Origin of the sequence: Flavobacterium sp., from assembly GCF_044349645.1 — a bacterium.
Classification (GTDB): domain Bacteria; phylum Bacteroidota; class Bacteroidia; order Flavobacteriales; family Flavobacteriaceae; genus Flavobacterium.
The window spans coordinates 1-22475 of record NZ_JBIKQP010000027.1; the positions used below are offsets into that span (position 1 = coordinate 1).

Annotated in this window: 18 protein-coding genes; 3 read left to right on the forward strand and 15 right to left on the reverse strand. The window is 32.7% G+C overall.

Annotated features, from left to right (window positions below; all coding sequences use genetic code 11):
- The first annotated feature begins 104 nt into the window (after positions 1-104).
- Together AC9UFV_RS06815 and AC9UFV_RS06820 are read left to right on the forward strand one after the other, a co-directional pair.
- Complete coding sequence (locus AC9UFV_RS06815) at positions 105-1001, forward strand: NifU family protein (RefSeq protein ID WP_509574154.1); 897 nt, start codon at positions 105-107, stop codon at positions 999-1001.
- Between the two features lie 105 nt (positions 1002-1106).
- Entirely contained in the window at positions 1107-3119 is a 2013-nt protein-coding gene (locus tag AC9UFV_RS06820) for a thioredoxin domain-containing protein (protein WP_509574156.1), read from the forward strand.
- Here AC9UFV_RS06820 and tsaB read toward each other — a convergent pair whose 3' ends face one another.
- From tsaB to AC9UFV_RS06835, 3 genes are read right to left on the reverse strand one after another with little or no spacing between them, the layout of a single operon-like run.
- The gene (tsaB, locus tag AC9UFV_RS06825; RefSeq protein WP_509574158.1) at positions 3120-3788 is read right to left on the reverse strand and encodes a tRNA (adenosine(37)-N6)-threonylcarbamoyltransferase complex dimerization subunit type 1 TsaB; all 669 of its coding nucleotides are present in this window, start codon (positions 3786-3788) and stop codon (positions 3120-3122) included.
- A 16-nt stretch (positions 3789-3804) separates the two neighbouring features.
- Positions 3805-5106, reverse strand: coding sequence for an efflux RND transporter periplasmic adaptor subunit (locus tag AC9UFV_RS06830; protein WP_509574160.1), 1302 nt, complete (start codon positions 5104-5106; stop codon positions 3805-3807).
- Positions 5107-5113: 7 nt separating this feature from the next.
- Positions 5114-6487: a TolC family protein gene (locus tag AC9UFV_RS06835; protein WP_509574162.1), complete on the reverse strand. Its 1374-nt coding sequence runs from the start codon at positions 6485-6487 to the stop codon at positions 5114-5116.
- Positions 6488-6661: 174 nt separating this feature from the next.
- Here AC9UFV_RS06835 and AC9UFV_RS06840 point away from each other — a divergent pair, with 174 nt between their 5' ends.
- Positions 6662-8056 carry a DUF4403 family protein gene (locus tag AC9UFV_RS06840; RefSeq protein ID WP_509574164.1) on the forward strand — a complete coding sequence of 465 codons (1395 nt, stop codon included), beginning with the start codon at positions 6662-6664 and terminating at the stop codon, positions 8054-8056.
- Between the two features lie 335 nt (positions 8057-8391).
- Here AC9UFV_RS06840 and AC9UFV_RS06845 read toward each other — a convergent pair whose 3' ends face one another.
- The 12 genes from AC9UFV_RS06845 to sov all read right to left on the reverse strand — a co-directional run bounded on the left by AC9UFV_RS06845 (position 8392) and on the right by sov (position 22454).
- Entirely contained in the window at positions 8392-8664 is a 273-nt protein-coding gene (locus AC9UFV_RS06845; RefSeq protein ID WP_509574167.1) for a CAMCR motif-containing small membrane protein, read from the reverse strand.
- Positions 8654-9196 carry a DUF420 domain-containing protein gene (locus AC9UFV_RS06850; protein WP_509574169.1) on the reverse strand — a complete coding sequence of 181 codons (543 nt, stop codon included), beginning with the start codon at positions 9194-9196 and terminating at the stop codon, positions 8654-8656. The genes AC9UFV_RS06845 and AC9UFV_RS06850 overlap by 11 nt, the downstream gene beginning before the upstream one ends.
- Positions 9197-9198: 2 nt before the next feature.
- Positions 9199-9888, reverse strand: a complete 690-nt coding sequence (locus AC9UFV_RS06855) for an SCO family protein (RefSeq protein WP_509574171.1) — start codon at positions 9886-9888, stop codon at positions 9199-9201.
- Positions 9889-9894: 6 nt separating this feature from the next.
- On the reverse strand, positions 9895-10536 hold the full coding sequence (locus AC9UFV_RS06860) for a hypothetical protein (RefSeq protein WP_509574173.1): 642 nt from the start codon (positions 10534-10536) through the stop codon (positions 9895-9897).
- Between the two features lie 75 nt (positions 10537-10611).
- Entirely contained in the window at positions 10612-10962 is a 351-nt protein-coding gene (locus AC9UFV_RS06865) for a cytochrome C oxidase subunit IV family protein (RefSeq protein ID WP_509521371.1), read from the reverse strand.
- Between the two features lie 18 nt (positions 10963-10980).
- A complete protein-coding gene (locus AC9UFV_RS06870; protein WP_509574175.1) occupies positions 10981-12009 on the reverse strand; it encodes a cytochrome c oxidase subunit 3 in 1029 nt (342 codons plus the stop codon).
- Between the two features lie 42 nt (positions 12010-12051).
- Complete coding sequence (locus tag AC9UFV_RS06875) at positions 12052-12633, reverse strand: cytochrome c oxidase subunit 3 (protein ID WP_509574177.1); 582 nt, start codon at positions 12631-12633, stop codon at positions 12052-12054.
- A gap of 2 nt (positions 12634-12635) precedes the next feature.
- Positions 12636-13538, reverse strand: a complete 903-nt coding sequence (cyoE, locus tag AC9UFV_RS06880) for a heme o synthase (RefSeq protein WP_509574179.1) — start codon at positions 13536-13538, stop codon at positions 12636-12638.
- A gap of 113 nt (positions 13539-13651) precedes the next feature.
- On the reverse strand, positions 13652-14395 hold the full coding sequence (gene deoC / locus AC9UFV_RS06885) for a deoxyribose-phosphate aldolase (protein ID WP_509574181.1): 744 nt from the start codon (positions 14393-14395) through the stop codon (positions 13652-13654).
- 21 nt (positions 14396-14416) lie between these two features.
- Positions 14417-14797, reverse strand: a complete 381-nt coding sequence (locus AC9UFV_RS06890) for a VanZ family protein (RefSeq protein WP_509574183.1) — start codon at positions 14795-14797, stop codon at positions 14417-14419.
- Positions 14790-15170 (reverse strand): glycine cleavage system protein GcvH, encoded by a 381-nt coding sequence (gene gcvH / locus AC9UFV_RS06895; RefSeq protein ID WP_509574185.1) that lies wholly within the window; start codon positions 15168-15170, stop codon positions 14790-14792. The genes AC9UFV_RS06890 and gcvH overlap by 8 nt, the downstream gene beginning before the upstream one ends.
- Positions 15171-15233: 63 nt before the next feature.
- Positions 15234-22454: a T9SS outer membrane translocon Sov/SprA gene (gene sov, locus AC9UFV_RS06900; protein WP_509574194.1), complete on the reverse strand. Its 7221-nt coding sequence runs from the start codon at positions 22452-22454 to the stop codon at positions 15234-15236.
- Positions 22455-22475 lie beyond the last annotated feature (21 nt).

The window sequence follows — 22475 nt, forward strand, 5'->3', positions numbered from 1 at the left end:
TCTGAAAAACCTTCAGAATCATTTATTAAATTGCCATCAATATTTAATGATTTTATTTACCTTTACAACTCCTAATTTCAAAGGAATTAATTAGCATAAATAAGATGAAAATAGCAATAAAAAGTACTCAAAATCCTACAATTTTAAAATTTGAATTTCCCGATTTTATAACTCAAAACGAGAACTTTGAGTTTAAAAATATTGATGAAGCAAAAGCTTCTCCATTGGCGCAACAATTATTTTATTTGCCATTTGTGAAAACAGTTTACATTTCAGGAAATTTCATTGCTATTGAAAGATTTTCTATCGTAGAATGGGAAGATGTTCAAGATGCGGTTGCTGAACAAATCGAAGAATTTGTAAATAATGGCGGTGTAATTATTAAAGCTGACGAAAACAAACTTAAAAAACAACCCATAACCGTTTATGGCGAAACAACTCCAAATCCTGCAACTCTTAAATTTGTTGTAAGTAGAATGTTGACAAAAAACGGAGTGGAATTTAAAAATATTGACGAAACCAAACCTTCTCCTTTAGCGAAGGAACTTTTCAATTTTCCCTATGTTAAAGAAGTATTTATCGATGAAAATTATATTTCGGTAACCAAATATGAAGTCAATGATTGGAGCCAAATTACACTAGAATTACGTTCATTTATAAAACTTTTCATTGAAAATGGCGGTACTGTTTTAGATGAATCTTTAATAGAAAATACCGAAAAATTAGAGAAGCAACAAATTAGTAATTTTGATAATTTAGACACTACATCACAACAAATTATAAATATTTTAGAAGAATATGTGAAGCCTGCTGTAGCCGCAGATGGTGGAAATATTCTTTTTGATTCCTATGATGAAACGGAAAAAAGAGTAAAAGTGGTCCTTCAAGGTGCTTGTAACGGTTGTCCTTCATCAACATTTACTCTAAAAAGCGGAATCGAAAACATGTTGAAAGACATGCTAAATGATGAAAATATTAAAGTGGAAGCTATCAACGGATAATTCTTAAATTAGTATAATTTTTTTAGGAGCTAATCCAGCTGTACGCTACAATCCACGCCCAAAAGCGTGGGATTTCCACTGCCATCTGGGCTAAAAAACGTTACCATGAACCTATTAATTTCTGAGACCAGTCCCTACCTTCTGCAACATGCAAATAATCCGGTGCATTGGAAAGCATGGAACAAAGATTCTTTAGCACAAGCTCAAAAAAACAACAAACTAATCGTTATTAGTATTGGTTACTCTGCTTGCCATTGGTGCCATGTAATGGAACATGAAAGTTTTGAAGATACTGACGTTGCAGAAACAATGAATCGACATTTCATCAATATCAAAGTGGATCGTGAAGAACGCCCTGATATAGATGCTATTTACATGAAAGCAATTCAAATAATGACTGGTCGCGGCGGTTGGCCCTTAAATGTAGTTGCACTTCCCGATGGAAGACCAGTTTGGGGAGGAACCTATTTCCGAAAAGAAGAATGGATTTCTACCCTTGAAAAATTGCAATACATTTACGAGTCAAGCCCAGAAAAAATGATAGAGTATGGTGAAAAATTACAACTTGGTATAAATAGTTTGAATTTTTCAAATACTGGAACAACTTCAGATGAATTGAACCAAAATTGTATCGAGCCACTAATTGAAAAATGGCAAAAAAGTTTCGATTTAGATTTTGGAGGGATGGCGCGAGCACCCAAATTTATGATGCCAAACAATTACAAATTTCTAATGCGTTATGGCCATCAAAAAAACAATCATGATATTCTAGATTTTGTGAATTTAACATTGACAAAAATGGCATTTGGTGGTTTGTTTGACACTGTTGACGGAGGTTTTTCTCGCTATTCAGTAGATTTAAAATGGCATGTTCCTCATTTTGAAAAAATGCTTTACGACAACGGCCAACTAGTTTCTTTATATTCGGATGCTTATAAATTAACCCAAAATCCATTGTACAAAGAAGTAATTGAAAAAACACTTCAGTTCGTTTCTAGAGAATTAGTAAATGCTGAAAACGGATTCTATTGCGCGCTCGACGCTGATAGCCTGGACAACGATGGGCATTTAGAAGAAGGTGCTTTTTATGTATGGAAAAAATCTGATTTGGAAAAAATCATAAAGGAAGATTTCCCTTTATTTAGTCAAGTTTTTAATATCAATGCATTTGGTTTTTGGGAAAATAACAATTACGTTTTAATTCAAAATCAAGAATTAAAAACAATTGCAAAAACAAATAATTTAGCACTTTCTGAATTAAAAACTAAGAAAGAAAATTGGGAGAAATTACTTTTTATTGAAAGAGAAAAAAGAAGTAAACCAAGGTTAGACGACAAATCGTTAACTTCTTGGAACGCAATAATGCTTAAAGGTTATGTTGATGCCTATAAAGCTTTGGGCAAGGAAAATTATTTGGAAATCGCATTAAAAAACGCCCATTTTATTATAGGAAAATTATGGTCTCCTGAAGGTAATTTGTTACACAATTACAAAAACGGGAAGATAACAATTAATGGCTATTTAGAAGATTACAGTTTTGTAATTGAAGCCTTTATTTCCCTTTATGAAGTTACCATCGATGAAAAATGGTTGAAAAACGCTAAACAATTAACTGATTTTTGTTTCGATAATTTTTATGATGAAACAACACAATTTTTCTCCTTTACTTCAAAGAATGACGATCCATTAATTGCCACTCATTTTGAAACAGAAGACAATGTCATTCCAGCATCAAATTCAGTTATGGCTAATAATTTGTTTCTACTTAGCCTCTACTTTCAAAATCCGTATTACGAGTCAATTTGCATGAAAATGCTCAAAAAAATAATTCCAAATATTGATTATCCGTCAGCCTATTCCAACTGGCTAAATGTTCTAATGAACTATTCTGAGCATCAAAAAGAATTGGGAATTTGTGGCGAAAATGCAATGGAATATCTATCGAAAATAAATCGGGAATACCATCCTAATTTACTACTTGCTGCAGCAAATAAAAATTCAGACTTGCCATTTCTAAAAGACCGATTCATTGAAAATAAAATGCTTTTTTATGTTTGTCAAAACCAAACTTGTCAGCTACCAACCTCAAATTTTGATGAAGTAAAAAAAATGATTTGATTATTTTTTGGAAACCGTAGCCATGAAATCCTTTAAGTAATAAGGTTCAAAATAAGCTACATCTTCAAAGTTATTTTCTTGGAATTTCTTGTAACTCAACTCACTCATTTCATTTGCAGAAGGATAAATAATTTCCTCGTGAAAAATAAAATTAGATTTGGTTAGTACAGTTTTAGCTTTTTCAGCACAATCACCAACAAAGTGAATGGATTCAGAAATTTGTTCAAATGAATTTTCAATAAGTATTTCGGCTTGAACTTCTCTTACTTTTTCATATTTAGCATTGAAAATCGCCGAATAAACCTCCATTCTTCTCGCATCAATCATTGGGATAATTACTCCAACAGAAATTGATAATTTCGACGCTAAAACCTGCAAAGTATCTACAGCAATTAACGGTAAATCCAATGCAAAACAAAGTCCTTTGGCGGCTGAAACGCCAATTCTTAATCCTGTATAAGATCCTGGCCCTTGGCTCACAGCAATTGCAGATAAATCTATAAAGGAAATATTGGATTCCTTAATACAATCCTCAATAAAAACATGCAATTTTTCAGCGTGAGAATAGCCTGCATCTGCCATTTCTTTGCACAAAATAGTTTGCCCATTTTGCGAAATTGATACTGAACAGTTTTTGGTTGCCGTTTCTAAATTTAGAATGTAAGTCACTCGATGCTATTGAAAGTTATTTCTTTTCTGGTTTATCAATTCCAGAACTCACCACCACTTTATCTCCTGAATTCAGTTCTTTTGTTACAGTAGTATAAGGACCTACAATTACAACGTCGCCTTTTTTAAGTCCAGAAAGTACTTCAATATTGGTATCGTCTTGAATACCTGTTTTGATGATTCTGATTTTTGCTTTATCACCCACTTTTAAGAATACACATTCGAATTTCTTGTCACTTTTTGGAGCAATTTTGTTGTCTTTATCCTTAGTGTCTTCAACAACAATTTTTGAGGTTGCTGTAGTATCCGATTTAACCACAATTGAACTAATTGGCACCCCAATAACATTAACTTTTCTAGTTGTAATAATATCAACAGTGGCTGTCATTCCAGGTCTAAATGGAGAATACGACAATGGTTTCCCTTCTAATAAATCCAAATAAGATTCTTTCAAAATTCTAACTTTAACTTTGAAATTTGTTACTTGATCAGCAGTTAAAGCAGTACTCGCAGAATTTGAAATACTGGTTACCACGCCTTTGAATTCTTTTTTCAAATAGGCATCCACTTCTACTTTAGCTGTATCACCAACATTAATTTTTACAATATCATTCTCATTTACATCAACTTCAACTTCCATATTGTTCAAATTGGCAACACGTAGAATTTCAGTTCCAGTCATTTGTTGGGTTCCTAAAACGCGTTCTCCCAATTCAACATTTAACATTGAAATAGTACCGTCTGCAGGAGCATAAATTGTAGTTCTACCCAAGTTATCTTTGGCTTCGCTTACAGTTGCAGAAGCGCTTTGCACGTTATAATAAGCTGATTCCTTAGAAGCTTTTGCCACTTCAAAAGAAGCAATAGCTTTATCCCACTCCGATTTTGAAATTATTCCTTTATCATATAGTGTTTTGCTTCTATCATAGTTGGATTTGGCTTCTTTAAATGAGGCGTCAGCTTGACTCAAACCTGCTTTTGTGCCTGATAAATTCGAAACTGTACGTTGGTAACCAGAAGTATATAAATCAGGGTTTATTTTTACTAATAAATCTCCTTTCTTAACTACTTGCCCTTCTTTAACAGGTAAAGCAATGATTTCACCAGATACTTCAGATGATATTTTTACTTCAATTTCAGGTTGAATTTTACCAGTGGCTGAAACAGTTTCTACAACTGTGATTTCATTTACTGTAGCTATTTCAACTTCTGTCCCTTTATCTTTTTTTCCAATAACGCCTGTTTTTGATAATATAATTAATAGGGCGATTAGTGCAACTGCTGAACCTAATAAAATATAGATTGTTTTTTTTGACATGATAGTATTATTTTTTAATTATTGGAATTCCAAAATAGAATTCAATTACTTTAACTCTGAAAATATAATCGTATTTCGTACGAACTACTTCTGATTGCGCATTAACAAATAGCGATTGAGATTGATTTAAATCGAAAGCATTTAACATCCCAACAGCAAATTTTTCTTTTGCATAATTATAAGCCTCTTGTCTTGCTTCTAAAGTTATAATTGCTGATTCATAGGCTTTCATGGCTCCTTTAGCATCTGTAAAAGCAGTGTAAATATTTCTCTCTAAATCTAATTCTTGCTGGCTAAATGCAATTTTAGAACGATCCAAAGCTACTTTAGATCTTTCTACATTATTCTTAGTTGCAAAACCATTAAGCACCGGAATATTCATTTGAAATCCAAAAGAGTGCCCTTTGTTTAAATCAAATTGTCTTAAAACCGCAAAAGGAGGTTGAAAACTTGGATTTCCAGCAGGATCAAAAACAAGTCTGTCGGAATAGGCCGCTCTTGTACTTAAACTATAAAACCCTTGAATTGAAGGTTGATAAGCACCTTTTGCAATTTTTACATCGCGCTCAGCAATTTCTAAATTGGTTTTTGCAATTTTTAATTCTACACGTTCTTCCTTTGCTTTTGCATAAATTGCAGCTGGACTTTGAAGTAAGGTAGCGCTTTCAGAAACTGGATAATCAGCATCAATAATATCAAAATCTTTAAAATTCTCCAATTGTAACAATTGCGCTAGACTTAATTTAGAAATTAAAAGTGCATTTTGAGCGTTTACAATCGCTTGGTTATTTGAGGCAACTGTCGCTTTAATATCTAATAAATCTCCACGTGGCACTACTCCGGCGTTCACTAACTCTTGCGAACGTTGCAATTGTTTTTCATTATTAGCTAATTGTTCATTTTGAACTTTAAGATTTTCCTTATTAAATAATATTTGCAAAAAAGCGTTGGCGATATTTAAAGAAATATCATCTTTCATTTTTGAAAGCTGGTATTTAGTTGCTATAATCGATAGGTTTGCTCTTCGTAAACGGTTTTGATTTTGCATTCCGTTATAAACATCAATATTAGAATTTAAACCAGCAGCGGTAAATTGTGTGGTTTGGTTTTCTAATAAACCTGTGGTTATGTTTTGGTTCAAACCAATATTCCAAGAATGCGAACCATTGATATTTAGTGAAGGTAAGAAACCGCCAATAGCAGAAGATTTATCTATTGCAGCCGATTTTGCATCTAATTCCGATTGTTTAATTGAAATGTTATTTTTGATGGCATAGTCAACACATTCTTCTAAAGTCCATTTTTTAGTTTGTGCTTGAGAAAGTACACTTAAAAATAGAAAGATAAAAAATGTGATTTTACTAATAATGGTTTGTTTCATATGATACTAATTTCTAAATCGATTGATACAACTGCAAAATTAACTTTTTTTAGCAATTTATACCAAATTTAACTTAATCTTATTAGACGACCTGTATGAATTAATGTTACCAGGATTTAGTATTTGAGGAAAATAAAAATTATTTTTGCACTTTAATTTAATAGTATAATCCTTTTGAGAACAATTTCGAAAATCAGTCTTCTTTTTGTGCTAACTCTTTTTTACAGTTGCGCTACTACTTCAAAAATTACCGCTTTAAAACCTGAGCCGGACGATGCTTTGCCATTAGTTTACGATAATACACCTTCATTTATAAGTATCCCAATTGATATTAAATTGAAAGATATTGAAAATCAAACGAATAAATTAATGAATGGTTTGATTTATGAAGACACCAAAATTGAAGATGATGATATTCAAATATCAATTTGGAAGTTGGCTCCAATTTCAATTACCAATTTAGACGGCAAGATTAAAACTGTTTTACCTTTAAAAGCAGCTATTAAATATAGAATTGGTACTGACAAATTGGGAATTGCATTGTACAGCACTCAAGAATTCAATTTAAACGGAAATATCACTTTATTGAGTGACGTGAAATTATCCAATTGGAAGTTGAGCACAAAAACGGAGTTTAAATCTTTGGATTGGAATGAAAGCCCAACGACTGTAGTTATGGGAAAATCGATTCCAATTACTTATGTTATTAATCCTACGATAAAATTATTTAAATCGAAAATTGAGCGAACTATTGACGAAGCTATTGAAAGTTCAATGGATTTTAAACCAAATATACTTGATGCCTTACAGAAAATATGCACTCCTTTTCAAATGAATGAAGCATTTGAGAGTTGGTTGCGAATAGTTCCAATAGAATTGTACGCCACAGACGCTCGATTTGTAAAAGACAATATTTCGTTGGCAATGGGATTGAAATGCAATATGGAAACATTAATTGGGCAAAAGCCATTGACAAAATATGACAAAAACAAAATAGTTTTAAAATCGGTTACTCAAATGCCGGATAATATTTCGGCTAATATTGTGGCGGTTTCAAGTTATCAAGATGCCTCAAAAATAATCACTAAGAATTTTGCGGGACAAGAATACGGCTCAGGAAGTAAAAAAGTAACGGTTCAAAATGTAGCTGTTTGGCACAAAAATGGTAAAATGGTGATTGCTTTAGATCTATTGGGTTCTATTAATGGAACAATCTATTTAGCTGGAGTTCCAAAATATAATGAAACTACTAAAGAAATCTATTTTGACGAATTGGATTATGTTTTGGATACTAAAAGCAAATTGATGAAAACTGCAAATTGGTTGGCTCAAGGGTTGATATTGAAAAAAATTCAGGCAAGTTGCCGTTATTCAATTCAATCCAATTTAGAGGACGGAAAGAAAAGTATGATGGCTTATTTAAAGAATTATTCTCCAATGCCAGGAATTGTTATAAATGGGAAAATTGATGCAATTGAATTTCAAAAAATACAACTGACCAACAAAGCAATTATTGCCTTTGTAAAAGTGAATGGTAATGTGAAAGTTGCTGTTGATGGGTTGAAGTAATTTTTTCACCACAAAAGAAACAAAAGAATTTAAAAATAAAAAAATTAGAATCTAATTACTACAATCATCCCGAACTTGTTTCGGTATCTAAATTGTAATTAAAAAAGAATCTGAAATTAATTCAGATTGACAAAACAGAGAACTTTTGTCAATAGTAGTATTTGAATATTTAGCCACAGATTCGCAGATTTTCCAAATAACCGAACATTCAAATAAGCAAATCAACTATAATTAGCCCCGATTGCAATGGAAATCCCACGCTTTTTGGCGTGGATTGAAATGAAAAGCGGGAATTGCATTTCCTGAAACAGACGGACAATTCGCTTCTAAAAAAACTAGCCTTTGATTTTCTTTTTATACATTTTATAGACTGCAAAAAAGACCAATCCTATCAAAATATATGGGAAAACCATCAGGTAAACGATTCCGTCGTTGATGCCTTTGGCTTTGGCGGTATTCCCTTCGCTTTCTAGAGCCGCTCTACACATAGCACATTGAGCATTTGCAGTAATGGAGAAAAAAAAAGACAATAGAAAAAAGAGAACAGAAATAGTAAAATTACTGCTACTTTTGATATTTAACTTTTGACTTTCGTCTTTAATTTGCATAGTAAGGTGAGATCATTAGGTAAACCAAAACTCCTGTTACTGCAACGTAAAGCCAGATTGGAAAAGTGATTTTTGCAATTTTTTTATGCTTATCAAATTTTTCAGCTAATGCGCGAACATAAGATATTAGAACTAGAGGAATGGTTGCAATTGAAAGCGTGATGTGAGAAATTAGAATGAAAAAGTAAACATATTTTAAGGCTCCTGTTCCACCGTATGGTGTTGAATCGGTGGTCATGTGATATACGATATAAAGTACTAGAAATATTAACGAGCAGCCAATTGCAATTTTCATAAGTGACTCATGTAGCTTTCGATTTCCGTTTTTAATTGCCATTACTGCCGAAATTAACAAAACAGCTGTAATTCCGTTTATAGTCGCGTAGATTGGCGGTAATACTGGCATTGGAGACACGTTAAACCCTAAATCTTTAAGCTTTACTTTGAATAATACTGCTACTGCAACAGGAATTATTATTGATAAAGCGATGATCCAGTTATTGTATTTTTTTTCGATGTTATTCGTTTCCATAATTATTCTTTTAATAAAATTGCTATGTCTTGTTGTAGGGTTCTAACTCCTTCTTTTTCAATTCCATCATAGTAAAGAATTGGATTTCCAAAGTTGTCTTTTCGGCAACGAATATCGCCATTTTTATCTATTAATGCAAATAATCCCGAATGTTCGAAACCACCATTTACTTTTGAATTTTGACCAACATAAACATTGAAGCCTTTATTTGCTAAGTCAAAAATTTTATTTTTATCACCTGTAAGAAAATGCCAATTTGATGATTTTACTCCTAATTTTTGTGCGTGTTCTCTTAAAACTTCTGGAGTATCATTTTCAGGATTTATAGTAATAGAAACGATTCCAAAATTAGGATTTCCAAAAAATGTATTTTGAATAGTCAACATATTCATATTCATTTTAGGGCAAATAGTTGGGCAGGTGGTGAAGAAAAATTCTAGAACATATACTTTCCCAGCATAATCTTTATTGGAAATTAATTTCTTGTTTTGATCGGTAAGTTCAAATTTTGGAGCTGGGCCGATGGTCATTAATTTTGAATTTTCTTCTGAAGAATGATTGGAAATATTATCCAAACGATCGCCTTTAACTACTTCTCCGTTTTTTACTCTATCTACTATTTTAGGAATAACTATGATTCCAAAAACCAATATAATGAAGAATATCCCAATATAAGAGTAACTTTTTTTCATTTTTAATTAGATTTTTCGTGACGCATTTTTATTTTTTTTCAAAGCGGCTCTGTATTCGTACAAAATAATTTTGAAGTCGTCCAACATTATATTTCCTAATTCAGCTGGCGAAGAAGTGTCGTAACCTTCTTTATATTCGATTTTTTTATTTCGTCCTCTAAGGTTTCGATTTTTGTCAACTAAAAACACATTTGAAGTCCCAAAGTCGGCATTTAGTTTGTTTTGCAATTTCATTTGATTGTAAAATTCTTGAATTTGATCCGTTGACGCAAACACAAATTGCCACTGAGAAACATCAGTAAACTTTGAAAATTGCTCTACTATATATTTGGCATCTTTTTCGGTTCCTAATGGACAAACAACTACAAATTGCAAGTCTTTAAATTCATGATATTGCTGGTAAATCTTCTGATTAAGATTGAAATAATTCCCTCTGTTTTTTAGTAAATCAGTTCCTGAAAAGCTAAGAATAGTAATTTTATTGTTGAGGGTAATTTTCTTTCCACTCAATGATTTCCAATCTCCAAGGTCGGAAATTTTGGGCGTTACTGTTGGAAGTGTTGTAAAACTATTTACACCTGAAGCAAAAAACAAGTAAGCTACGATTGGTAGAATAAACAAGACAAATAGAACTATATTTTTTTTCATTCTTTCTTTGAGATAATTTATACAAAAATAAAAAAAGGTACGCAATGCGTACCCTTTTTATGAATTAATATCTTGTTAAAAATTCCATTTGATTGTAGAATTTTTGAAAACTTCAAAAATATAATCTGCTTCTGTTAATAAAATAAACAAAAGGTAGATCACTAAGAAAATTACTGGAACTACTACTACATTTCTAAGTATAGCTTTTTCACCTTCCATGTGCATAAATGCCCATACTATATAATAAGCTTTAAAAATAGTTAGGATATAGAAAATCCAATTTAACAAATTCATTCCTAGAAAATGAGTCAAGTGTAATGATTCTGGCTTTATAATCCCTAAGAATACTTCAACAGTTGTTACTACTGATAACAAACCGAAAACAAACCAAATTCTTTTTGTGTTAGAAACGTGAACGTCTGACATAATATAAGTTTTGAAAAATTAAACTAGATAGAAAACTGTAAATACGAATACCCAAACTAGATCGACAAAGTGCCAATAAAGTCCTACTTTTTCTACCATTTCATAGCTTCTTCTTTTCTCATAAGTTCCAAGAAGAACGTTAAAGAAAATAATGATATTAATAATTACTCCTGAAAATACGTGGAAACCGTGGAAACCGGTAATAAAGAAAAAGAAATCGGCAAATAATTTACTTCCGTATTCGTTTCTTATTAGGTTTGCTCCTTCAACAACTAGAACTGCGCTTTGCAATCTGTGTTCAGATTCTGCTCTTGTAAGAATTGTTTTTTGTTTTATTTTATTTAGAGTAGGATTATTTTTTGGATCCGCTTTTGAAGCTGCATTGTCTTCATAAATAACCTCAGTTCTTATTAATAATTCTGGATGTGCTTTGAAACCTTCCTGAACCTCAGCAACAGTGTAGGTTGGCAATGAACTTTCCTCCATGAACCAATTTCCTTTATTTCTTGATAATTGCTCTCTCTCTTTTGGATGAGAAACAACAAAATCGGATAATTTCACTCTTTTTCCAGTATTGTCAACAAACTGTAGTAAGCTTCCTCCTTTTGTTTCAATAGCTCCGTATTCCCCACGGATAAAGTTTGACCATTCCCAAGCTTGTGAGCCTACGAATATTAAACCTCCAATAATGGTTAGAAACATATAAAAAGTAACCTTTGCTTTGTTTAATTGGTGACCTGCATCAACAGCTAATACCATTGTTACAGAAGAAAAAATCAAAATAAAAGTCATTAATGCTACGTAATACATAGGTGCTGAAACACCATGTAAAAACGGAAAGTGTGTAAACACCTCATCGGCTAAAGGCCAAGTTTCAATAAATTTAAATCTAGAAAAGCCGTAAGCAGCTAAAAATCCAGAGAATGTTAAGGCATCAGATACGATAAAAAACCACATCATTAATTTACCATAACTTGCTCCCATTGGCTCATTTCCGCCACCCCAATTATTTTCTTCACTATTTGCAGTAGTAACTGTCGATCCCATATTAGTTATTCATTAAAAAGTTCCCAAATTTAAGCATTTTTCTTATTTAAAGAAATATAAAAACAAAAACAAATATACCCATAGGAAATCTAGAAAGTGCCAATACATTGCACCGAGCTCAATACCAAGGGTTTGTGTTGAATTGTATTTTTGTTTAAAATGATTATAAATTATAATTAAAAGTGAAATTAGCCCTCCAGCAAGGTGAGCAAGGTGCACTATTGTTACAATATATAAAAAAGTGGTTGTTATAGAACTCGCACTTCCAGTAAAAAAATAACCGCTATCTACAATTTGACGGAAACCTTCAAATTGAAGAATTACGAATACAATTCCGAGTGCAAAAGTAGCTAAAAGAAATGAAGTTGTAGCACTTCTTTTATCTTTTTGTATTGCTTTTTTTGCTAAATGAAATGTCACACTGCAACCTAGTATTGCGGCTGTACTAAAATAAAATGCGCTTGGTAATTGAAAGCCTTTTACCCAATCTGCTCTAGATTTACTAACAACAAATGCGCTTGTTAATCCGGCAAACATCATAAACATACTTACCATAGCAAACAACAAAATCAATTTATATGATCTTGCGTTTCTTTCTTTAATTTCATTGCTTGAACTATCCATAATTATCGTAAAAATTTATCTAAAATATAAACCAATTGTAATAATGTAATATATGAAACACTAACTAACATTAGCGTTCTAGCTGATTTTGCAGTTCTTGTTTGGTATAATTTAACAGCATAGAACAACATCCAAAGTCCTAACAGAAGTACACCAACTGCAGTGATTTTTGTAATAAAAAATTGTCCTGTATAACCAAAAACTGGCAATAAAGAAGCAATAATCAACCAAAGGGTATACAATATTATTTGTAGCGCTGTAGAATTATCTTTTTTTCCTGAAGGCAACATAAAGAAACCTGCCTTTTCATAATCTTCATATAAAAACCAACCTATAGCCCAAAAATGGGGGAACTGCCAGAAGAATTGTATTAAAAATAAAGTACCTGCTTCTATACCAAAATTTCCTGTTGCCGCTACCCATCCTAACATAAAAGGAATTGCTCCCGGAAAAGCCCCAACAAAAACAGCTAATGGAGTAATTGTTTTTAGTGGAGTATAGACACAAGTATAAATAAATATAGAAATGGCACCAAACATTGCCGTTTTTTCGTTGATAGTATATAAAAGAACAATACCAATTATGGTTAACAAAAAAGCTATAGATAATGCTGCATTTGGAGTCATCCTTTTAGATGGAACTGGACGATTTTTAGTGCGTTCCATTAATGAATCGAGTTCTTTTTCAATTACTTGATTGAATGCGTTTGAGGCGCCTACCATACAATATCCACCTATTGTAAGTTTCAACAGAACCATCCAATCTAAAGAGTGAATATTTGAAATTCCTAACATAAATCCAGCTATAGATGAAAAAACAACACTTACGGCCAATCTGGCTTTCGTGATTTCTAGAAAATCAGTATAAATAGATTTAAAGGAAAGATTATTTGTTGTAGCGTTCAAAGCTGATTTGTTGGTTTTAAAACTGGTGCAAAGATACTTTAAAAAATAGCATTTCACAAAAGGAAAACTATATAAAAAAATGCTAAAATTATAATTTAATTAAAGTATGGAAATCAATAAGAAACCGAATCAGATTCTCCACTTGAAATAAGTTTTGCTGAAGAAGTTCCAATTCTTTTAACACCTAAACGGATCAAATTTATAGCTTCCTCATGATTTCTTACTCCACCCGCCGCCTTTATTGGTAATGGCGATGCGTTTTCAAGCATCATGATTATTGAAGGAAGTGTTGCGCCGTTTGGCAAATTGTCTTTGGTCTTATAAAACCCTGTTGATGATTTCACAAAAACATTTGGATAAACGTCTTCTTTGAAATTGGAAATAACAACATTTTTTATCAATGTAGAAAGCTGGATTATTTGTTGGTTGTTTAGGGCTGCAACTTCTATAATCCATTTGATAATTTTATTGTTTTGGGTTGCAAATTCAGTGCATTTTAGAATTTCTTCTTTTACAAGAATTGCATTCCCTTTTTTAAATGCTTCATAATTACATACAAAGTCCAAGTCGTCTACTCCATCAATAATGGCTTGCTTTGCTTCTTTAATTTTTTTTGAGTAGTTGGAATTGCCTTTTGGAAAATCGATGACAGTTCCAATATTGACTTTTGAATTTTGATCAGAAATCATTTTCCTGGCTAAGGAAACCATTTCGGGCCGGATCATTACAAGTTTGTATTTCTCGTCAATTGCTTCTTGAATACAATTTACAATCAGATTCTTATTTTCTATCTCGCTAATTCCGGCTTGGTCAGCGGTTTTTAAGTAGGTAGAATCCAAAAATGATTTAATATCCATAGCTTAAAATATAAATAGATATTAGATTTTGCTCTTATTTCTGAAGTTTTGAAATAATAGCAACGCAATTAAAGCTGAAAAAGCTCCTGAAACATTTGAAATTACATCTAATACATCTCCTTTTCTAGAAGTGGTGAAAGCTTGTTGAGAAAACTCAATAACAATTCCGAAGACCAAAGAAACAAAAAACAAAATTACAGGAGCTTTATAATTGGTTATTTTAGTATTTGAATTTAAATACAAATACCAAAGAATCATAAATCCAAAGTGAAATGCAAAATGCACTATTTTATCAAGATTGTCAATTTCTATTTTTGGCAAGTCTCTTGCTGGCTCTAAACATAGAAGCAATATTGAACAAGTCCAAATTAACGCAGCTGATAAATAGAGGTTTTTACGCACCTATTAGTGCTTTATAATCATCGCTAGATAATAAATCGTCCATTTCTGAAGCATCAGAATATTTAACTTTTACCATCCATCCTTTTCCATAAGGATCACCATTTACGGTGTCAGGACTAGACTCTAAATCATCATTAAATTCGATAATTTCACCAGATAATGGCAAGAATAAATCAGAAACTGTTTTCACGGCTTCAACCGTTCCAAAAACTTCGTCTTTAGATAAAGTTTGATCTAAAGTTTCTACTTCTACGTATACAATATCGCCCAATTCTTTTTGAGCAAAATCAGTGATTCCCACTGTTGCAATTTCACCATCAATACTAACCCATTCGTGGTCTTTTGTGTACTTTAAATTTGAAGGAATATTCATTTTCTAAAATTATTATTTATAATTAGTTTTTTACAAAGGTATTATTTACAATTATATTTTCAATTAATTTCCGAAATTATATCTGAGTGTAAATCCTGCTCGAATATTAGTCATTGGAAAAGAAGTTGAAACTACTGCTTTTGAGAAAGTATGATCGTAATAAAAAATAGTAGTTAAATTTTTACTTAAAGAATAATCAGCTGTTATTCTCGCTGACCACAAATTTTGTCCTCCAGCCAATTGATTGTTATTATAATCTAAATAACGAACAATGGTTTGGTTGTTTCTGTAAGAGAAATCACCTTTAATATTAATATCTCCTTTTAGCACTCCCTGAGCATTATCGGCAAATTTTGAAGAAATAGCAACATCTTTAAATCGATAACCCATTCCAACTACATATTCTACTCCGCTTACTTCGGTCAATAAATTATTGTCAAAACTCATTGACAGTGCTCGATCTTTTTTCATTTCGGCAAGAAACTTCATAGAATTTTTAAGTTCAAAATCTATTCTTACCAATGGATTAAATTGTTCTACAAGATTTACATTCGCAATTATAGTCTTAGTTAAGAAATTTCCACCCTTGTCAAATCCATTTGGATTTAGGTTATAATCTAGGTTTGATCTGAATGAATTTATTGTATAGGAAGCTCTGTAGCTATGCTGAACGGAGAATCTTTTGAAGTTTTCTTTGAAAAATTCATAGCGCATTAAACCATTGTATTTTGCAGTCCAGTTAGGAATTGGGAAATCTCTAAATGCTGATAATGAAATCCCTTTTGCAGACTCGCCTATTTTATCACCTATTGCGCCAGTATAAGCTGCAAGGAAGGAAGGAAGCAAAACCGCTTGACTGTTTTTGCCAAATCCTACAGGATAACCTTCTGCGTCCAAAGGAAAAGTAGTAGAGTTATAATATTGCTCTGCCAATCTATTGGCGATGATTATTCTATTTCCTCTAAAATCATCAAATGCCGACGACTGATTGATATCACTATTTCTAAATGCTGTTTTAATCATTATAGTTGAAATAGCAAAGTTACCGGTATTGTAAGGAGATCGAGAATTATATTGCCCTGCCGAAACATCAAATTGCTCTGAAAAATTATCAGCATAAGTCCTGTCGGCGATTAGATCAACTTTAAAATCTGGGAACAAATCTACATTGGCGGTTATGTTCAAGGCTTTATTAGTTACTTGTGTAAAATTCTGATTGAATTCAGGATAATTTGTCAACCAACCATTTTTAGCAGCTTCATATCTCACGTCGTCTTGTGATCCAAAAACGAATCCTAAAGTAGGTTTTGATGTTCCTAAAAATCCTAACCCAGGAAGATAGCCTGGTAATGCTGTTCCTTTATTTTCAGTGTAATTAATTTGAATGTTTTTCACACTTGTTAAAAGCCCTCTAATGCCGGAAATGAATAAATTGTCATCAGAAACATTTTGTTGTGCCTGGTTATTTACTACTTTTTGCCCAGGAAGTGGCGCTTTATTTGGAGCTTGCTGAGTCGGTTTTTTTGTGTTTTTCGACAAACCAATGTATCTGTAAAACGATTCCATATTAAACGACGTATTCAGTTTTTGAGCAGCTGAATTTTGAATGGTATTTCCTAAATTATAAATCGTGCCATCATTTGCTTCTATTGATGATAATGCTGCAGATGATTTCAACCAACTGTAATTTCCTGTGTAAGAATAGGTAGACTTGACAAAACTGAAAATCGGAATTTTATTTATTGGCAACTCATAATTCATAGTCAATTGTTGCGTGTGTTGATTTGGGTCTCCAACATCCAAATAGTTATCCCAAATTGTCACGCTGTTATCTGGCATATTATTGTCGTTTATATAATTTCTAACAATATTATTTGACGAAGCAGTGAAGTTAAATTTTAGTGCTTTTGTCAAATTATAATTGAAACCATATTGGTAATTAAATAAGAAATTTCTTCTGTACAATGGATCCAATCCAATTCCTGCCACCTCAACTTGACGAAACTCTTGACGGTTGTATTGTCTAATAATATTCGTGCTAAATGAAATATTTGAAGGTAGATAATTAAAATTAAAATCGCTCAACATTTTCCAATAATCACTTTTTTTGAAAAGCTTTGTTTTCTTGAAAGGCTCGACCGGCTTTGGTTGAAATGTATAAGCATAATCAACAGTTGTGTTTACCTGTTTATCTTGGAAACTTTCAATTTCAAAATTATGACGAAGAACTTCATTATACGAATAAGATAAAGTTAAATTTTCGGGATCATAAATATGAGGTTTTTGTTTTTCGCTTCTTTCTTTTTTAACACCAATAAAATTGATACTTCTCCTTTTTGTATAATCAATAGCTCTATTTCTTATGTTGTCTCTTTCGGCTTGATTCGAAGTAACGTCTAATAGCTGTTGCAAACGTATATCTTGATTAAACGGATCGTATTCTGGGGTAATAGTTTCCTCGCCAACTGAATAATTAAATGGCAAATTGATACCCCATTTTTTAGGTAATAGTTTGCCAATACTTAAATTCGTAACAATACTATATTGGAATAAATCTTCGCGACTCCTTTCATTCGGACCTTGCTCTAACGCTCCAAAACCGATAGTACTTTTCTTACTAGATGCAGAAATGGTAGCTAAATCAGCTAAATTGGTGTCTAAGTTAACTACTGCTGCCATTCCACCTTTATTATCCATTTCAGCCAATCTAAGTTCGTTGAACCAAACTTCACCTCGAATGCTACTAGTACTTGTCGCTCTATTTTTTACACCTACCATTAAGGTTCTTACTAATCCGAAATTAGGATTTCCACGGATTCCAAGTCTTAATTTACCCCTATTTGTATTTGATGCTAATGACGGATCTAGAACGTCATCATCAATAAATCGTATTCCGTTGATATCTTCAGCAGGAGCATTTCCTCCCAATGCCAATACTTTCAACTGAGTTAGTAAATCCAATGGCAAGTTAATTTCGTTCAATTCAGGCCATACTTCTGATGGTGAGGAAGCGCCTTCAGGAGTTACTTTTAAGGGAATTTCAACTTGATAGAAGTTTTGGGTAAAGTCATTTCCAAATCTAATAAAACCTATCATTTGGTCATTTTGAAGTGGTGTAGGATCCGAAGGTGCAGGAAGTGCTTCAGCGTGTAAAAACATTTTTAGTTTATTGAACTGACGCATATCTACACTTACATTCTTGAAAACCGCTCTTGAATCGCCAGGTTGCAATCCATCTCCACCAACTCTCATTGCTAAAGCTTGTTCGTTTTGATTGATGACTGAATTGTTATTGTACAATTGCTCTCTTACAACTCCTGGTGGTGACACATAACGAATTGGACTTCTATTCCCGTTTTCTTGAATATTAACAGTAAGCACATCTAAATCTGTATTGTCATCGGAAGGGTTTGTATCTGCAGCATCAAGGGTGTTTACGTATCTTCTCCATTCGCCGCGAACTAAATCTAAGGCGCCAAAACGTACCGTCATTTTATCGTTAAAACCGGTCATAAACATACGCATGTAACCAATTGATCTAAAATCTGAAATTCCTCCAATTGTATTTTCAGGTAGTGAAATTGGAATTTTAAATTGAATCCATCTTGCACGAGTTGGATTTGCACCAGCAGGAATATTGGCTGCATCCGTTTCTCTAATATCGGTTACATAACGGTCAACACCAATAGTCATATTTTTATGTAAATCGATGCTGTATTCAAAATAAGCATTAATTGTATTCATGGTATTGTCACGATTTATGTCTTCAACATCTGGAAGTGTTGAAGAACCTCTGCTGGCATCGGTTACATCCACTGGTGAATTTCCTTGAGTACCATTATAATTTTTATATCTTTCTTGAACAGTACCTTCGGCAGCAAAGTAATATTCATAATCATCGGCTGAAGGATCTGGATAGCGAGAAAAACTTGCGAATTTTACTGCTTCTTCACTATTATTTAGCCCGTCTAGTCCAATATCTTGGCTTGACCTGTTAGCGGGGTTAGTATCAAATGCATAAATCAAGGATTGTGATGCAGGAACATTTCCCCAAATTGGCTGCGGAGTTACCAAAACCTGATCTGCACCAAGTCCGTTTTCAAATTGCTTTCTTCCGTCCTTTAAAACATCTTCAGATATAGAACCTAGGTTGAAATAGATTTTTCCGGTATTAGTAACTGATGCCTCACTTGATAGATTTCCAGGATCATAATAAGGATCTAACAACCAAAATTGTAAATATTCTACATTGCTTTGTTCAAAATTAGTTGAACTCAATGACCTCATTATTCCTCCAAAATTACTTTGTGGATTTGGCAATTGGTTGGTTGCAATAGCAGCTGGATTGTAATTATACGGTCCTCTTTCATTTGGATAATAAACAAGATCTAACGTGTTTACAACTTGCGTTTGTCCAACAGCAATATCGGTAACTGGATACAATTCTTCACTGTAAATTCTTCTTGTTGAATTATAGGAAATATCTTGAACTGATACGCCCGATGGCCTTGAAGCATAGAATGTTGGATCAATACTATACCAAGATAATTTAGCTCGTTTATAACCATAACTTAAATCTGTAGCTGTAGCATTAAAATCATAACTGCTTCTTGCTGATTTTTCTGGTGTAGATGACAAACTCCATGAAAATGGTGAACGCATATCGATAGAAGTTTGCGAACCCTCAAAGTCATCTACATAAATTGTAGATTCCCCTTGAAATTTATCTGCATCTGGTGTATCTGGTTTTAAAAACGCAACTTCACCTCGGAAAGACAAATTCGATGCAACATCTGTATCAACATTGGGTAACTTATTTACCAATCTTGTAAAAAATGGAACTTCAGTAGAAAAATTAGTATTGAATCCAAAGATGGTATTATTCACTGATTCTTGCCCGTAAGTAGATTTTTGAGTAAAAGGTTTTTCTGATAATTTTAAAAAAGTCCCCCCTACCATAAACTTCTCAGAGATTTTATGTTCTACATTGAAACCCATGAATCTTCTAGTTTGTTGACCAAACACAGCATTGTTTTCCAAAGAAACTTGAATAGGAGTATTTGATGCTTGAAGTGAAGGATCTAAAATTTGAACTCTTCCCAATTGATAATTTACACTATAGTCAACTCCTTCAACCAATACACGCCCTCCAGCAGTTACTACAACCGACCCTCTTGGAACGTTAAATGCGCCAATTGGAATTCCATCACCTCCTGATGATTTGAATTTTCCTTTTAATTGGAATTTATTTTTCTCACTGTCTTGAAGAGCCGTCGCTTGAGTTTGACGGTACATGTTTCGGTAAACATATTTAGTCTGGTTGGCATTATAGTTACCTACATTATAATCTTCTATGCTGTTATTTCTTAATTTTTCGAATAAGTGTTTTCCAAATGGCTCTACTGTTGTAAAAATAATTCTACCATTTTGAGTATCAACAGTAAGTCCTGGAATGAAGTCAAAAAATCCATCACCACCGGTTTGCGGATCATTATTAAAGTTTAATTTATCTAAATTAAATACCTTCAATAGTGGGGTACTTGTAACTAAATCCTGCGGCTGAGGAAGTGGCGGTACAATATTAATATAGTTTAATGGCGAAGGATCTGTGTATAAAATATTGAATCTGAAATCGGCTTGTTGCATTTGAAAAGCACCTGGTATTTGATAAATATTTTTCATCATCAAGTTCCAAATCGGTGTAGTAACACGAGTGGTAGGGTTTTCTACACTCGTTAAATTACTTTTAAGCATTTTCAAAATTAAACTCTGTGTTGAAACAGAAGTTGGTTGAGTTGATCCTGGTGTTGTATTTCCAGTTTCTGTAGCTTGAACACCATCGGTTCCAAATTCACCTACTTGATAGACTACATCCCCAATTGTGTATTGAAATGCAACAGCTAGAACCTCATCGTTAGCTAACTTTTGTTGTAACGAAATATATCCTAATTGTGGGTGAAAAGTGAATTCCGAAGAAGTTAATTTTCTCGCATTTTCTAATTTTGAATAATCTTGACCTTCGCTAACAGTTACCCCGTTAAAACCTGAACTTGCGGTTACAATTTCTCGAATATTTCCATTTAATCTTCCGCCATTATCAATTAATGCAGGGTCATATCTGTTATTTTTATTGTCAGCTGGGCTATCCGGGGGTGCAATAAAAAAACCGGTTGAAGGATTGGCAACAACAATTTCATTATTATTAAAACCAGTAATTTGTGACTCCCCTAAATCTTGTAAAGCAACAATATTTCTTAAATTGTTATTGGTAGTAGTGACTCTATTTTGTCTATTGGTAATCCATGCCTCGACTCTTGTAATTTGAACTCTACTATTAATAAATGGATAGTTTTTTAAAGTCTCATCGTATTTATTTCTAAAATACTGAGAAAGGAAAAAATGGCGATCTGCATCATAATCTAATGCAAATAATTCAAACTCTTGAATCGTTCCGCCACCTTGTGAAGTTACCGATTTTGTTTGAGATCTTTGTTCAGAGAAAACTCCTGTAATTGTGGTTTTGCCAAATTGAAATTGCGCTTTTACACCAAATAAACTCTGAGCTCCTCTAATTAAAGAAGTATTTAAAGGCATGCTCACGTTTCCAATTTCTATTTTTTGGATGATATCGTCTTCATTTGCATTCAAATCAGGGTTGTATTCCAACTTAATTAAATTTTGAAATGCAAACGTAGATTGTGTGTCGTAATTGGCGTTTACGTTTAATCGGGTTCCCACTTTACCCATTAAACTCATACTTATTCTTTGATTAAAATCAAATGTAGTGGTCGAACTATTTTGAGTGGAGAATGATGGATTATCTTGTTTCGTGTAACGAACACCTAAATCCATTTCTACCGAACCTGTTGGTTTTACATCGATAGTATTTCCTCCAAATATGGTTTCAAAAAAACTATTGTTTACGTAATATTTTGGTAATAAATCTTTTTTCGCATCTTCTGTACCCTTCTTAACGCCTTCAATTGCGTCTAATTTTTTCTTGTAATAATTTCTAATGGATTCTTTCAAAACCATTGCTTCGTATTCTTTCGGAGTAAGAAATTTTGGGTAATTTATGGAGTAACCAGCTATTGTACTTGTAAAAATATAGCGATCTGTTTTAGGGTCATAGGTGTATAAATTAACAATACTTGGAGGATTGCTTATGCCGATTTGTCCCACAGAAAAACCCATTTTTGTAGAGTCCTGAGGAGTTGTAGTATTTTGAGCTTGTAAATTAAAACCAGAAAAAAATATAAGAAAAAAGATACTTATTTTAAATATTATATTTCTGTTTTTTATATA